Source organism: Eilatimonas milleporae, from assembly GCF_003688555.1.
Lineage (GTDB): Bacteria > Pseudomonadota > Alphaproteobacteria > Sphingomonadales > Kordiimonadaceae > Eilatimonas > Eilatimonas milleporae.
On sequence record NZ_REFR01000009.1, the window covers coordinates 1 to 14,141 of the forward strand.

The 14,141-nt window shown below is 58.6% G+C and carries 15 protein-coding genes; 10 read left to right on the plus strand and 5 right to left on the minus strand.

Annotated features, from left to right (window positions below; genetic code table 11):
* Positions 1 to 389: 389 nt before the first annotated feature.
* Together BXY39_RS00910 and BXY39_RS00915 are read right to left on the minus strand one after the other, a co-directional pair.
* Complete coding sequence (locus BXY39_RS00910) at positions 390 to 1,751, minus strand: ATP-binding protein (RefSeq protein ID WP_170163524.1); 1,362 nt, start codon at positions 1,749 to 1,751, stop codon at positions 390 to 392.
* A gap of 2 nt (positions 1,752 to 1,753) precedes the next feature.
* On the minus strand, positions 1,754 to 2,473 hold the full coding sequence (locus BXY39_RS00915; RefSeq protein ID WP_121937672.1) for a response regulator: 720 nt from the start codon (positions 2,471 to 2,473) through the stop codon (positions 1,754 to 1,756).
* Positions 2,474 to 2,760: 287 nt separating this feature from the next.
* On the opposite strand from BXY39_RS00915, the gene BXY39_RS00925 reads away from it, so the two are divergent.
* Positions 2,761 to 3,579, plus strand: a complete 819-nt coding sequence (locus BXY39_RS00925) for a DUF2306 domain-containing protein (RefSeq protein WP_121936967.1) — start codon at positions 2,761 to 2,763, stop codon at positions 3,577 to 3,579.
* 77 nt (positions 3,580 to 3,656) lie between these two features.
* Here the strand turns inward: BXY39_RS00925 and BXY39_RS00930 are convergent, their stop codons facing one another.
* Entirely contained in the window at positions 3,657 to 4,475 is an 819-nt protein-coding gene (locus tag BXY39_RS00930; RefSeq protein WP_147453417.1) for a hypothetical protein, read from the minus strand.
* 126 nt (positions 4,476 to 4,601) lie between these two features.
* Here BXY39_RS00930 and BXY39_RS00935 point away from each other — a divergent pair, with 126 nt between their 5' ends.
* The 8 genes from BXY39_RS00935 (at position 4,602) to BXY39_RS00970 (ending at position 10,824) form a co-directional block, all read left to right on the plus strand.
* A complete protein-coding gene (locus BXY39_RS00935; RefSeq protein ID WP_121936969.1) occupies positions 4,602 to 5,174 on the plus strand; it encodes a DUF2975 domain-containing protein in 573 nt (190 codons plus the stop codon).
* A 5-nt stretch (positions 5,175 to 5,179) separates the two neighbouring features.
* Entirely contained in the window at positions 5,180 to 5,392 is a 213-nt protein-coding gene (locus BXY39_RS00940; RefSeq protein ID WP_121936970.1) for a helix-turn-helix domain-containing protein, read from the plus strand.
* A gap of 96 nt (positions 5,393 to 5,488) precedes the next feature.
* The gene (locus tag BXY39_RS00945; protein WP_211332025.1) at positions 5,489 to 6,607 is read left to right on the plus strand and encodes a patatin-like phospholipase family protein; all 1,119 of its coding nucleotides are present in this window, start codon (positions 5,489 to 5,491) and stop codon (positions 6,605 to 6,607) included.
* Between the two features lie 58 nt (positions 6,608 to 6,665).
* Positions 6,666 to 7,961 (plus strand): glycosyltransferase family 4 protein, encoded by a 1,296-nt coding sequence (locus BXY39_RS00950; protein ID WP_121936971.1) that lies wholly within the window; start codon positions 6,666 to 6,668, stop codon positions 7,959 to 7,961.
* 203 nt (positions 7,962 to 8,164) lie between these two features.
* Entirely contained in the window at positions 8,165 to 8,923 is a 759-nt protein-coding gene (locus tag BXY39_RS00955) for a DUF1499 domain-containing protein (protein ID WP_170163525.1), read from the plus strand.
* On the plus strand, positions 8,920 to 9,237 hold the full coding sequence (locus BXY39_RS00960; RefSeq protein ID WP_121936973.1) for a hypothetical protein: 318 nt from the start codon (positions 8,920 to 8,922) through the stop codon (positions 9,235 to 9,237). Before BXY39_RS00955 ends, BXY39_RS00960 begins: the two co-directional genes overlap by 4 nt.
* On the plus strand, positions 9,234 to 10,406 hold the full coding sequence (locus BXY39_RS00965) for a mechanosensitive ion channel family protein (protein WP_121936974.1): 1,173 nt from the start codon (positions 9,234 to 9,236) through the stop codon (positions 10,404 to 10,406). The genes BXY39_RS00960 and BXY39_RS00965 overlap by 4 nt, the downstream gene beginning before the upstream one ends.
* 4 nt (positions 10,407 to 10,410) lie before the next feature.
* Positions 10,411 to 10,824 carry an acyl-CoA thioesterase gene (locus tag BXY39_RS00970; RefSeq protein WP_121936975.1) on the plus strand — a complete coding sequence of 138 codons (414 nt, stop codon included), beginning with the start codon at positions 10,411 to 10,413 and terminating at the stop codon, positions 10,822 to 10,824.
* Between the two features lie 34 nt (positions 10,825 to 10,858).
* On the opposite strand, the gene BXY39_RS00975 is transcribed toward BXY39_RS00970, so the two are convergent.
* Together BXY39_RS00975 and BXY39_RS00980 are read right to left on the minus strand one after the other, a co-directional pair.
* Positions 10,859 to 11,212, minus strand: coding sequence for a hypothetical protein (locus tag BXY39_RS00975; protein WP_121936976.1), 354 nt, complete (start codon positions 11,210 to 11,212; stop codon positions 10,859 to 10,861).
* 77 nt (positions 11,213 to 11,289) lie between these two features.
* Positions 11,290 to 11,760: a transcriptional repressor gene (locus BXY39_RS00980; RefSeq protein WP_121936977.1), complete on the minus strand. Its 471-nt coding sequence runs from the start codon at positions 11,758 to 11,760 to the stop codon at positions 11,290 to 11,292.
* A gap of 148 nt (positions 11,761 to 11,908) precedes the next feature.
* Between BXY39_RS00980 and BXY39_RS00985 the strand changes: the two genes are divergently transcribed.
* Positions 11,909 to 14,062: a TonB-dependent receptor domain-containing protein gene (locus tag BXY39_RS00985; protein WP_121936978.1), complete on the plus strand. Its 2,154-nt coding sequence runs from the start codon at positions 11,909 to 11,911 to the stop codon at positions 14,060 to 14,062.
* Positions 14,063 to 14,141: the final 79 nt, after the last annotated feature.

The window sequence follows — 14,141 nt, forward strand, 5'->3', positions numbered from 1 at the left end:
GTCTGCTTGCTTCTCTTAAGAGATCCGAAAACAATGATCATAAACAGACCACCGTCCTCATCTCCCTTCCCATCAAACTATGTCAAAGAACAAAACGGAGCCCGGAGGCTCCTGCCGTTGCCGTGTCGAAGCGCTTGGCTGCGTCGCGGCGACGGAGGCGGGTTATATGGGTCATCCACGCCCCTGTCAAACGTCTTTTTGCACTTTTATGAAAAAAACGCCCCCAAGCATTGATTGATCGCAAAGTCGTGCGGAAACAGCCTGTTTTTGTCACAATCGGTACCCTTGGCGCATGATCTGAAAAGCCAGTGCTCAAATGCCGTTTTTGAGGCCCGCATATCCATGCTGAAAGCCATCGGAACCGCCGGAATCACACCGCCAAAAGGATATCAAACAGCGGGAAAGCGGATCGCGGCAATCAGGCCGGTCGGCGTGTTGGCGGCAAGGCGCAGCGTGCCGTCATGCCCTTCGGCCACCGCCATCGCGATAGCAAGGCCGAGACCATGGCCGCCGAGGCCGCTTTCCCGCGCCGGGGACAGGCGCTCGAACGGCTGCACCACCCTTTGCCGGTCCTCCGCCGAGATGCCGGGACCGGAATCAGCGACGGCGATGTCGACCGTGCCGTCCACGCATGTCACGGTGACCTCGGCGCTTCCTGCATATTTGACGGCGTTCTCGACAAGGTTTCTGACCGCCCGCGCCAAGGCGTCGGGCCGGCAGCCCTGGCGGACGGGGTGCGGGCAGCGACAGGTGACGCGGGCACCCATCTCGGCAATGTCAGTGCATTCGCTGTCCACAAGCGCGCCGATATCGACCCGCCGCATGGGCTCGGTACGCGATTCCCCTTTCAGGAATGCCAGCGCGGAGGCGGTGATTCCCTCCATCTTGTCGACGCTGGCGATCAGGTCGGCGCGGACAGCGTCATCCCCGATCAATTCGGCCTTCAGGCGCAGGGCGGTCAACGGCGTGCGTACATCATGACTGATCGCCGCCAGTGTCTGGTCGCGCCGCGCCATCTCCGCCGTGATCTGCCGCTGCATGGCGTTGAAGGACCGCACCGCCTGCCTGACGTCCGGCGGGCCGCTCTCGCTGACCTCCGCAACCTTGAGCCCGGTGCCGAAACTGCGGGCGGCCCGTGTCAACTGACGCAATGGCTTGCTGATCTGCCGTATGAACACCAGTGCGATGCCGCCGACAATCAGGAATGCGGTGCCGGAGCGCACCAGCCAACTGGTCATGTCGGCGTCCCAGGCCCAGGGGTGGGGATGGATTTCGGCGTTCAGCCACCGCCCCTCGGCCAGACGCAGACTGACGACGATCCCCTCGACCGGGAAGTTTATTTCGGACGGTCCACACGTGCTGTAGGAAAAATCCTGCCTGTCCAATAGGGCGAAACCGGCACGCAGGTCTGTCGTATCCAGGGAGAGTTCAGTCCGCAGGCGTCCGGCCAGCCTTTCGGTGTCCTCGCTGGTGCGATCCACCGGATACGGCGCGGCGGACAGTGTGTATCCACTGTGACAGCCGGAAAAGCGATCGACAAAGCGCCTCAGCCGTCGTTCGGACAGGCGGCTGGCCCACCGGTTGACCCGCTTGAAACGGCGTAGGGTGCGGTCCGTTTCCGCGACTTCGACCACGCCGGGCTGGTCCAGGACCTCAAACACCGTCAGCGTGCCGAGCAGAACGCCGAAAGACAGGACAAGAATGGCCAGAATCCGGCCTTCGAGATTTTGCGGCATGAGACGCACACGCACGCCTAGCCGTCCCAGGACAGGCGTGCGGCGAACTGGTATCCACCGCCCCATTCCGTCAGGATGATACGGGGTTTTTTGGGGTCCTGCTCCAGTTTTCGGCGCAGACGGCTGATCTGATTGTCGATACTGCGGTCAAAAAGCTGAGCTTCCCGTCCGCGCGTCAGGTCCAGCAACTGATCGCGGGACAGCGTCAACCCGGCATGGTCGATCAGCGATGTCAGCAGCAGATGTTCGCCCGAACTGAGACGTATGACGGTGCCGTCGGGACCAACCACTTCCTTCTGGGCAAAATCGAAGCGCCAGCGGTCAAAGCGGACGACACCGCGCGCCATGCGCTGGCGCGGCGGCAGCATGCGGCTGCGCCGCAGGACGGACTTGATGCGCGCCAGCAGTTCCCGGGGATTAAACGGCTTGGTGACATAGTCGTCAGCCCCCAGTTCCAGGCCGACGATACGGTCGGTTTCATCCGACAGGGCGGTCAGAAGAATGATGGGAATACGGGCGGATTGCTGCAGCCGTCGGCAGATGGAAAAACCGTCTTCATCCGGCAGCATGATATCCAGCACAATCAGGTCAACCCCAGTGCTCGCAAGCTGCCGGTCCATTTCACGGCCATTGGCGGCAACACTGCAGCGCAGACCGTTCCGGCCAAGATACTTTGCCAGCGGCAGACGGATGTCATTGTCGTCATCAATCAGCAGAATGTGCGCTTTGTCAGACATCTCGCCCAATCAATAGTGCCGCCCTTGCATCGGTTCAAAGCCATTCTGCCGCGCTCCACGCCGTATGCGGGTGTAAAAAATGTAACAAAGTGTGCCAAAGGGCCGCTTTGACGCATCCGGATACACTTTCAGCCCGCCGGCGATGAGACCCCGTTGAAACGCAATGATAAAACCATGCCGCATCCCCGCGCGTGCGCGGCAATGGCGCAGAAACGGTGTCGCCCGGCGGGGCATACCGTTGGCGATGTGTCAGCGCACAATAAAAACGACAGATGAGGAGAGGCCCCATGACAGATACAATATTTTCCAGCCAGCCGGCACCGGCCGCATTGGCAAGAAATGCCCTGAAAGCGGCGGCCCAGCTTTGGTTTGTGGTCGCGACCGCCGGCTTGTGGATGTTCACCTTTTACATCATAGCCTATTTCATCGTGCCGATTATACAGAACGGTCTTGGCAGTCTGGCGAACACGCATCTGCCCAAAGGATTTGTGCCGGGCGACGGCGTCGGCAATCTGGCGGTGGGCGTTCATGTTTTCCTCGCCGCCCTTGTCATCGGTGGCGGACCGCTGCAACTGATACCGCAAATCCGCGACCGGTTTCCACGCATCCACCGCTGGTACGGGCGGATATATATGGTGACAGCCGTGCTGATCAGTCTGGCCGGATTGTATATGATCTGGATGCGGGGCGGCGCATTCGGCAATACGGTCCAGCATATCGGCACCAGCGTGGACGGTGTGCTGATCATCCTGTTCGGTGCCATGGCGTGGCGTACCGCGATGGCCCGCAATTTCACCGCACACCGGCGCTGGGCCCTGCGCCTGTTCATGGCGGTGAACGCCGTCTGGTTTCTGCGGCTGGGATACCGTTTCTGGGCCTTCGTCAATGACGGCAGCCTTGGCAATATGGAAGTCCTCTTCAATATCCTGAGTTATGCCCAGTATCTGGTGCCGCTGGCGATCCTTGAACTGTATTTCATCGCGCAGACGCGCGGCGGCGTGGGCGGCCGGTTTGCAATGGCGGGTGGCCTAGTCGCCGTCACCATGGTCATGGCCATCGGCATTTATTCCGCGACCACGGGCATGTGGCTGCCCCGGCTTTCCTAAATGATAAAGGCCGGACTTTTGAAATACAGCCGCCGACATGCCGCATGGCGGCGGTCAGACCGATACCGGTCAAGGCCTTACTTATCCTGTTCCCACGGCTTGGGAAGCTCTGCCTGGTCATAGAACAGGCTTTGGAAGCGTGCGTCCTGAACATGGACTTCGAGTGATTCCGTGAGCGGTCTGCGGGCAAACCCCGGTGTCATGCCATCCGCCACACTGACGGAGGCGGAGGCAAGCTGCGTCCCGTCCGGGGCCTTGATCTGGCTGGCATGGGTAAAATAGGCGTCGAGGAAGTCGATGAGGAAAAAGCGTGGCGGCAGCGCCTTCGGCGTCACGGCGGTCGGACGGGGGACCGGGCGGCGGTCCACCATGCCCTCGTCCAACCCCGCCATGGCGCGGGCCACCTGCCCCAGAAACAGACGGTTGTCATAATCGCCCATGTCCGCGCCGATATTTTTATTCAGCGCGCCCAAGACCCAGTCGGCCATGGACACGACAGAACCGTCATCCATAACGATGTAGCTGTCTTTCAACGCAGCCGCCCCTTCCGGCAGCTTGCTGCCACGCGGGAAAACCGGCACCACCAGCGGCTGACCGTCGCCACCGCCGGCTCCCCCTGCATCCGCCGCGACGGGCTGGATAGCGGGTGGAATGTCCAGAGGCGGCAATGTATCGGCTGAAACTGTGTCGATCATCACGGGTACGGGGCTTGGGACAGCCTCTTGCGCACCGGTATCCTGGGCACCGTCCTGCCCAAGGGCCGCCTTGACCATTACAAAAAACAACATGACCGCCGCCAAAACGATCAGCAGCCCTGACAGTACAGGTCTGCCGGCACCGCGGCCGGGTGTGGGACCTTGGCTCAAAGGCTTGGCGATGAGAGGCTGTCGTGACACGGGCTTGATCCTGTATCGTCGTGGGGAAGTTTTTTTAAAAGAGGATGATTTTGTTCTCCATCTTGCAAGCCACTATAAGCCAGCGTATTCTTTCTGTAAAACAATAATTTTTAGGATTTTGAAATCATGTCTTCCGAACAGAGTTCCACGGCTGGCGACACGCCGGCATCCAAGGTCCGGCACAGCCGGCTGTATTATCTGTGCCACGGGCTGCTGTGGCTTTTCATGGGATTGCAGCCGGTCGGCCTGCTGTGGCTGTTGCTTTTCCCGGACAGTTTGTCGGATGTATCGTCCGACCCCCTTTGGGGAATCCGGGACCTCGCGGAACTGAGCCTCTGGCAACGGATCACGATGACAGCGGTCGGAAGCGCCACGGTTGCCATGATGATGCTGGCGGCCTGGAATATGCGCACGGTGGCAATGCAATTTGCGCGCGGGCTGTTTTTCTCGGCCCTGTCCGTGCAGGCCACGCGGCGCATGGCTTTGCTGCTGGCATTTTTCCCGCTGGTCAAAATGGTTGAGCAGGCCATCCTGTCGGTGGTTATGACGATCGACCGGGGCCCCGGTGAAAAGATGCTGGTCATCAATACCTCGAACCATGATTTGGCCGCCCTGTTGGTCGGTATCATGATGCTGCTGTTTGCCGAGGCTCTGGCCCATGCAAAAGCGCAGCGTGAGGAACTGGAAGAGATTGTCTGAGCCCGATGCCGATTCGCGTCACACTGGACCGCATACTGGAAGACAGGGGGGTGAAATCGAAGGATCTCGCCGCCCATGTGGGCATAACCGAGGCAAATCTGAGCCTGTTGAAACAGGGCAAGGTCAAGGGGGTGCGCTTTGCAACGCTTGCGGCGATCTGCCGCTATCTCAACTGCCAGCCGGGCGATATCCTGATATTCGAGGACGATGAGGTGTAATGCCGTGCCTGACGCACGGCTTGATCCGAACGCTGAATTGCCGTGAGATGCCTCCCCACAAGGACTGAGGCAAAACATTAAGGGCCCCGGACACCCATGTTTGAAAGCATCCGCAAGAAAGACGGCAGGCAGCGGCCGTCGCAAGCCGGCAAGGATGGCGATATCCCGCCCAGCACACCGGCAGATCCAGCCCCCAAAAGCATGGATGCGGGCAAGGAAACGGGGCGCATACCCCCAGATTCCAAAGACGGAAGCGATGACATCGTCGCCCTGCCCCCCGGCGTGCGACGCCCAAAGATCGGCCTGGCGCTCGGTGCCGGTGTCGCACGGGGCTGGGCGCATATCGGCGTGATCCGCCGCCTGCACGAAGAAGGCGTGCCCGTCGACATGGTGGCCGGCACATCCATCGGTGCGGTTGTCGGCGGCGCCCTGGCCGCCGGGCAGTTGGATACGCTGGAAGACTGGGCTCGGTCCCTGAAAGAATATAACTTTTTCCGGTTCCTTGACATCGGCCTAAAAGGCGGCCTATTCGGTGGAGACCGCCTGAACCGGCTGATGATGGAGAATTTCGGCGGCGCGACCTTCGACAATCTGACCATCCCGTTCACCGCGGTCGCCTGTGAGCTGAAAACAGGACATGAAGTCTGGCTGTCGGAAGGCGACATGGCCGATGCCATACAGGCCAGCTTCGCCCTGCCCGGCGTCTTCGAGCCAAAACGGATCAAACGGCGGTGGCTGGCCGACGGCGCCCTGGTCAACCCTGTTCCGGTGTCCGTTTGCCGAGCCGCCGGATGCGAAATCGTGATCGCCGTCAATCTGGCGGAGGATCTGTACGGACGGCGCAAAGCTACCAAAGCCGGCGCCATGGAAGATAGTGATTACGGCGTTTTTTCCAGCATCATGAAAGATCCCGCAGCATTGGGCAGTCAGTCGCGCAGCAGTTTCCTGCGCCGTATTTTCGGCAAGAAAGAAGACTCCCCCAGTATGTTCACAAGCATGGTGGCCAGTCTGAACATTCTACAGAACCGTCTGTCGCGGTCGCGTTTGGCCGGCGATCCGCCGGATATCACCATCAATCCGCGTGTCGGGCATCTGGGTCTGATGGATTTTCACCGTGCGCCGGAGCTGATTGAGGAAGGCGTGCGGGCCTTTGACGAAACGCTGCCGCTGATGAAGGATGCGATCGCCATTATCAGTCACAGGCTGAACAGTTGAGACACCCGGCCGTGATTGCCCCACCGACGGTCAAAACATTCCGGAACGGTGATCAGCCATGAGCCGGTCGCTGACCATCCTGTATCATTACCGCGTGGCCGCGCTGGACGGACAGTCCGTGCATATACAGGCCATTATCTCCGCTCTTGAAGTACAGGGACACACCGTCATCCCGGTCGGGCCGCGCCACGGCATCGCCAGAACATCGCAAAATGCCGCACAGACAGGCAACGGTGGCTTGCTGGCGGCCGTCCGCGCCCGCCTGCCCCGCTGGATGGCAGAATTACTGGAACTGGCTTACGCGCTGCGTGCATACGGCAAACTGAAAACAGCCGTTGCCCGCCACAAACCCGACCTGATCTATGAAAGATACAATCTGTTCCTGCCGGCGGGTGCCTGGCTGGCCCGGAAAACCGGCCTGCCCCTGGTGGTGGAAGTCAACGCCCCCCTGTCCGAGGAGCGCGCAGCCCATGGCGGACTGGCCTGGCATCGTCTGGCCAGGCGCATTGAACGGTTCACCTGGATATCCGCAGACCGTGTGATCGCCGTCAGTACCGTACTGGCCGACCGCGTCGCCGCGGCCGGGGTTGCACGGGACAGGATCCTGGTTCTGCACAATGGTATCAATACCGCCCCGTTCGATGCCGCACGGGCCCAGCGCAAACAGACACGGGACCGTTTGGGACTGACGGACACGGACATTGTGCTTGGCTTTGTGGGGTATGTGCGGACCTGGCATGGGCTGGACCAGATTGTCCGCCTGATTGCCGCGCAGCGGGATATCCAACTCAAACTGCTGGTCATCGGCACCGGCCCCGCACTGGAGGCATGCCGGACACTGGCCGATGATCTGGATGTGTCTGACAGATTGACCTGCCTTGGACCACAACCGCATGAGGATATCCCCATATTGACGACAGCGATGGATATCGCCTTGCAACCCTCCGCCACAGCCTATGCCAGTCCGCTGAAACTATTCGATTATATGGGAGCAGCGGTAGCCATTGTTGCCCCCGATCAACCCAATATCCGGGAGATTTTGACCCATGGGCGGGATGCATTGCTGTTCACACCGCCCACGGACGGCCTAACAGATAATGGCAGCCTAAAAGATACTGATAACACGAAAGATACTGGCGATATGCAAGATACCGGTTCGGATGCGGCACACGCCCCCTGCCATCATGGCGCACGTCCCGATACCCCGGCTCTGTCCATGCGTGACGCCGTGGCAACACTGGCGGGTGATCCGGACCTGCGCAGGCGGCTGGGCCAAACAGCACGCCAAACCATAGACGACAGACGTTTTCGCTGGGTGGATAACGCCATGCGGGCTATTGCGGATTTATGCTGACAGGCGTGGCCGGCGCATCATACAGGGGTCGCCATCACCGACGCGGCGTATGATCGGAAGACGACCCTTTTCATGCCCCTCATAAGCCAGTAAAAGGAATTCAACCGGTTTGAAAGGGGCGCTAAACAACCGCTATGTCTAGGATTTTCTTTAAAAAAGACGAAAAAAAATCATCGCTTTTCATTACATTGGCGTTTTTGCTTGTGATGCTGACCGCCATCGGCGCGGTGCTGGCCGGCCCTGTCCACACCAGCAATCTGTTAAACCTGCTGCCGGTTGATACGGGGGCCTTCAGGGCAGAACTCATAACGCTGACCCGTCTTGCAGTGGCGGGGGCCGTAATCCTGCTTCTGGTGGGCATTGTTCATGTACTGGCAAGCCGCAGCAGCCGTTTCGGTTGGCGCGGTTTACTGAGCCTGGTTGCCGTACCGGGACTGGCTGCCCTGTTTTTTCTGTATGGACCACCGCTGCAGCCGGCCCCTTACCTGCACGAACTGACAACCGACCTTGCCACCCCGCCGCGTTTCCACATTATCCCCGAGCGTGTGTATGACCCGCTGCTCGCCCGCGATGTGGCCGGCAGCCCCTTGATGGATGATTATGCGGCCCGTCACGATACCTATTTCGCCGATCTGACGACGGCATATTTCGACCAGGCACCGGCGATCCTGCGGCCCCGGATTCTGCTGACTGTCCGCAGTCTTGGCTGGACACTGGTCAGCGAAGGGGCCGGCAATGGTCCGGTTGAAGCTTATACCGTCACCCCCTGGTTCGGCGACCGGTCGAATTTCGCCATTCGTATCCGTGAGAACGGTGACGGGAGCCTTCTCGACATCCGCGCCGTCTCCAGCGAGACAGGGACGGAAGCCGTCAGAAATGTCGAACGCATCAGGAAATTCCTTGCAGCGCTGAGAAGCAGCGCCACCGGGACCGAAAGTGCGGGTTCGGAGAACAACCGATGATCAAACGCGTTATTCTCGGTCTTGTCCTGCTTGCCATTCTCGGTGCGATCACCTTCTGGGGCGTGCGCATGGCAGGCAGCATGGAAGGCGTGGAAATCAGCGGCCACGGTACGGCCGCCCTGATCATCGGCGTGGTGTTGACCGTTGCCGTGGGCTTCGCACTGATGGGACTGTTATTCCTGAGCAACCGTAGCGGCCATGACGACAGTGTCTACGGGCACGGTGTACTGGACTCCGAACCGCGATCGTTTGAAACCAGCCGCGAAGACAAAAACGGGACTGTTCAGAACACTCCTGAGGCCGACAAAGAATGACCGAGGCTGAGTTACGGGATTTCTGGGCTCTGGTTACCGACGTCTGGAACAACGGCCTGTACGGTATCGATATCGGTCATATCCTGCTGGCTCTTCTTATCCTCGCCGGGTTTCTGCTGACACGGGATATCATCACGCGGTTCATCCTGAACCGCGTTCGCGCCTGGGCCGAGCGTACGGAAACCACTATCGACGACGCGATCATTGACTCCCTGCATGGTCCCATACGCCTCGTTCCCGTCATCATGGGCGTTTTTTTCGCAACTTCGACATTGCAACTGGATGATACGGCTTATGATTTCGCCAACCGGATCAACCGGTCGCTGATCGCTTTTGCCATTTTCTGGAGTCTGTATCGTGCATCCGACCCCGTCGGCCAGTTGCTGCAAAAAGCCGAACGATTCCTGACGACGGCGATCATTCAGTGGCTGACCAAAGCGCTGAAAGTCGCTTTCATCCTCATCGGTGCCGCCACCATTCTGGAGATATGGGGCATACAGGTGGGACCGCTGGTCGCCGGCCTAGGCCTGTTTGGTGTGGCTGTCGCGCTTGGGGCGCAGGACCTTTTCAAGAATCTGATCGCCGGTCTGTTTTTACTGGGCGAACGGCGTTTTCACCCCGGTGACTGGATTCTTGTAGCCGGCGTCGTAGAAGGCACGGTGGAACATATCGGTTTCCGCACGACAAAGGTACGGCGCTTCGACAAGGCACCGGTTTATGTGCCGAATGCAGCGCTGGCGGATGCCGCGGTGACCAATTTTTCCCGAATGACATACCGTCGCATCAAATGGATGATCGGTCTGCGTTACGACAGCACCGCCGAACAATTGGAGACCGTCAGGACGGCCATTGAAGACTATATTTTCGGGTCACAGGATTTCGTATCGCCCGAGGACACGACCACGATGGTGCGCATTGACCGTTTCGGTGCCAGCTCCATCGATATCCTGATCTATTGTTTTACCCGTACGACCAACTGGCTGGAATGGCTGGCGATCAAGGAAACATTGCTTCTGGCCATCAAGAGGATCGTCGAAGAGGCTGGGACCGATTTTGCCTTTCCCAGCCAGTCGCTTTATGTGGAAGCTCTTGGGACCGATTTTCAGCCGGCGCCGCTTTCTCCCCGGACAGGTGGCACGCAACCGGCACCCGAGACTGTAGAGAGTTGAAACCATGCCCTCAAAAAATCAACAGGAGCCCTGCGGTGAACCGGCGGGACCTGTAACCATCCGCACCGTACCGCAGCAACGCGACCTGAATATTAACGGGAATATTTTCGGGGGCTGGGTGCTGAGCCAGATGGATATTGCCGGAGCCCTGATCGCAGGTGAACATGCTGCGGGCCGGGTGGCGACAGTGGCCGTGGAAGCGATGAAATTTTATCAGCCCGTCAATCTGGGCGATACGGTCTCGGTCTATGCGGAACTGGAAAAAGTGGGCCGGACCTCGCTCACCGTGGCCATCAATGTCTTTGCCGAGCGTCCCGGAAAATCGGACCGTCGCCGCGTGACAGAGGGGCGTTTCGTTTTCGTCGCCATCGATGAAAACGGGCAACCGCGCCCGGTTATTCAAACCCATCCGGCATGACAGGCATCCGCCATCCTCAACAGGGGCAAATCCATCAACGGTCAGAGGTGCCGGGCGCGGCTCCTGCATTATCCGGTAGCGCTTTATCCGCGCAGTATTTTGCAATGGTGTCAAGCAACTGGCGGTTCTGGGCACCAACCTGCGTACTGGCCAGTTCACTCCGCAACGACAGATATTGATCAAAATTCAGCCGCTTTTTGAATTCGGCCACGGTACATGTGCACAGCGGTGTACAGGTTTCCTCACCATATCCGGGGGTGCAGCTCTGCATGCAGCGCTGAAAATCCACCTGAAGCAAATCTTCAGGAATTTCCTGGGCTGCAAGCGGCACGGTCATGCCCATAAAAATCCCCACAATCCGGAAGATGCTCTGCCGCGGTGCCTTCATATCCTGTCTCCCCGATTGTTTGCCCGGATCCCTGAGGGGCGCTGCTTTTAGGCGTTAAAAGGCGATTACGGCCCTTTTCAGGCAGACACGCCCGCATGACAATCGCTACATATCCCCCGTAATTCAATCGTACGACCAAGGACCTGAAAGCCCACCTTGGCTGCGGCTTGTTCAATCGCATCGTCCAGTATGGTGGAATTCGTTTCCTCAATACCGGCACATCGTTCACAGATGAGAAACTGGCTGACATGAGGCCGACCGGGATGCGGGCACCCGACATAGGCATTGAGGCTTTCAATCTTGTGAACAAAGCCTTCCGCAATCAGGAATTCAAGCGCACGATAAACGGTGGGGGGCTTGGCCGATCCGCCTTCCTCGGCCAGCTGGTCCAGCAGATCATAGGCCTTGACCGCCTTATGGCCCTGCCAAACCATTTCCAATATACGCCGCCTGAGAGAGGTAAAACGCACACCTCTCGCCGTGCACAGGTCGTCCGCCTTGCGCAGCGCATCTTCAATACAATGCTGATGATTATGTTGTGCGGTCATACCGCCGCGTCTCCTTTTGTTTTTTGTAACGTGACCGTCGGATCACCGCCAGCCCAAATGAAAGCTCCGACTATCGATTGACGGAAATGATATAATATAACATTATGCCGGCCAAATTTAATCGCGCGCAGTTTTCAGGGAGAATATCATGCAATTGACCGCGGTTCGTTTAGCGACGCTTCTAGGCGGCATAAGCCTACCCGTCGTTGCCAGTCATGCTGCCATATCGCAGAATGAAGGGGCCGAAGACACACATGTCGAGGAAATCATTGTTTCCAGCCGACCGTTCCAAGAACAGTCAACCGATGTGGCCCAGGCGATCAGTATTGTCGCGGACGAAGCCCTGGACCGGTTACGCACCCGCACACTCGGTGAAACGCTGGATAGTCTGCCAGGCATATCGCAGACCTATTTCGGGCCGGCCGTATCGCGTCCAATCATCCGGGGCCTGGGCGGAGACCGCATCCGTGTTCTGATCGGCGGCATCGGTTCGATCGATGCCTCCAGCACAAGTGTGGATCATGCCGTGGCCATCGATCCGGAAACGGCCGATAAAATCGAAATTCTACGCGGCCCCGCGACACTGCTTTTCGGTAACAATGCCGTGGGCGGTGCGGTCAACGTCTTTGACGGCCGCATCCCGTCAACAGCGCCGGAAGACGGTTTTGAAGGCCGCCTGCATGCGCATTATGGCACCAATGGCGATGAATTGAATGGATCCGCCGGCTTTACCGCCATGGTGACGGACACAATCGCCTTTCATGCCGATTTCAATGCTCTCGACCGTGGTGACCTGGAAATCCCGGGCTTTGCCGAGTCCGATGCGCTCCGCGCCCTGGAAGACGACCATGACCACGACCATGATGATCATGACGATGACCACGGTCATGACGAAGAGCATGGGGACGAGGAAATGGAAGGCACGGTGGAAAACACCGACTTGCGCCGTCTGTCGGGCGCCGGCGGTTTCTCCTGGATCGGCGAGAATGGATTTCTCGGTTTCTCCGTCAGTTTTTTCGACACGGAATATGGACTGCCCGGTCATGACCACGATCACGGCCATGACGAGGAAGGCGAGGATCATGACGACGATCATGATGAGGATCATGGTCATGATCACGAAGGCGAAGAAGAGGTCATGATCGACCTGGAACAGATTCGCTTTGATCTGATGGGTGAATTTCGTGGTGATTTTGGCATTTTCGAAAAAACCAAGATCCGTTTCGGCTATGCTGATTATGAGCACAGTGAGCTGGAAGGCGGCGAAATCGGTACCACCTTTACCAATGAAGGTTGGGAAGGCCGTATAGAGATGGTCCAGAAAACCTATGGCGGGCTGAACGGCGCCATCGGTGTGCAAGTCCGCAACAGGGATTTTTCGGCTCTTGGCGAAGAAGCCTTCGTGCCGCCCAACGATACGACCCAGTACGGCGTGTTCGCACTGGAGACCTATGAAACCGGCATGTGGCGGTTTGAGGCCGGTGCGCGTCTGGAGCTTCAGGACATTTCATCGGACGAATTGGCTTTCGATGAAAGTTACACCGGCATTTCCCTTTCCGCCGCCACCATCGCCCGCCTGGGCAATGGCTGGCAGGTGGCCGTCAATGGCTACCGCACGGAAAGAGCACCGAATGCCGAGGAATTGCTGTCCAACGGGCCGCACCTTGCAACAGGCCTGTTTGAACTCGGCGATCCCACACTGGAAGAGGAAACCGCTCTTGGCTTTGATATCAGGCTTGCCAAAACGGAAGGGCCTGTCACGGGCTCGGTTTCCTTTTTCTATACGGATTATGAGGACTTCATCTTCCAGAATCTGACGGGAGAAGAGGATGACGATCTGCCGATTGCGGCTTTCCAGGCGACGGATGCCCGTTTCTGGGGGGTTGAAGTGGAGATGGGGTGGCGTACCTGGCAGGACGGCGATCGCAGCTTTGACGTAACGGCAACGGCAGACTGGGTTCGGGCAGAAGACACTGACAACGACCTGGATTTGCCGCGCATCCCTCCGTTAAGCGCGACGGTTGGAGGTATTTTCCAGTCGCGTCTGATCGATGCCCATGTGGAACTGACCTATACCGACGAACAGGACAGGGTCGCACCGTTTGAGCTGATAACAGACGATTTCTTCGCGCTTGCCGCCGGCATCACCGTTCATCCCATGGGACCGAACGGTCCGCTGCATCTCTTTGCCGAAGGCCGCAACCTGCTGGATGAGGAAATCCGCTTCCACACCAGTTTCCTGAAGGATCAAGTACCGGCCCCCGGCCTCGATGTAAGGTTTGGCGCCCGCTACACCTTCTGATGCCACATAAAAAACGGTGGCTTCCGAGAGGAGGCCACCGAGTGTCATGAGAGAGTAGTGTGGGTCGTTCAAGAAACCA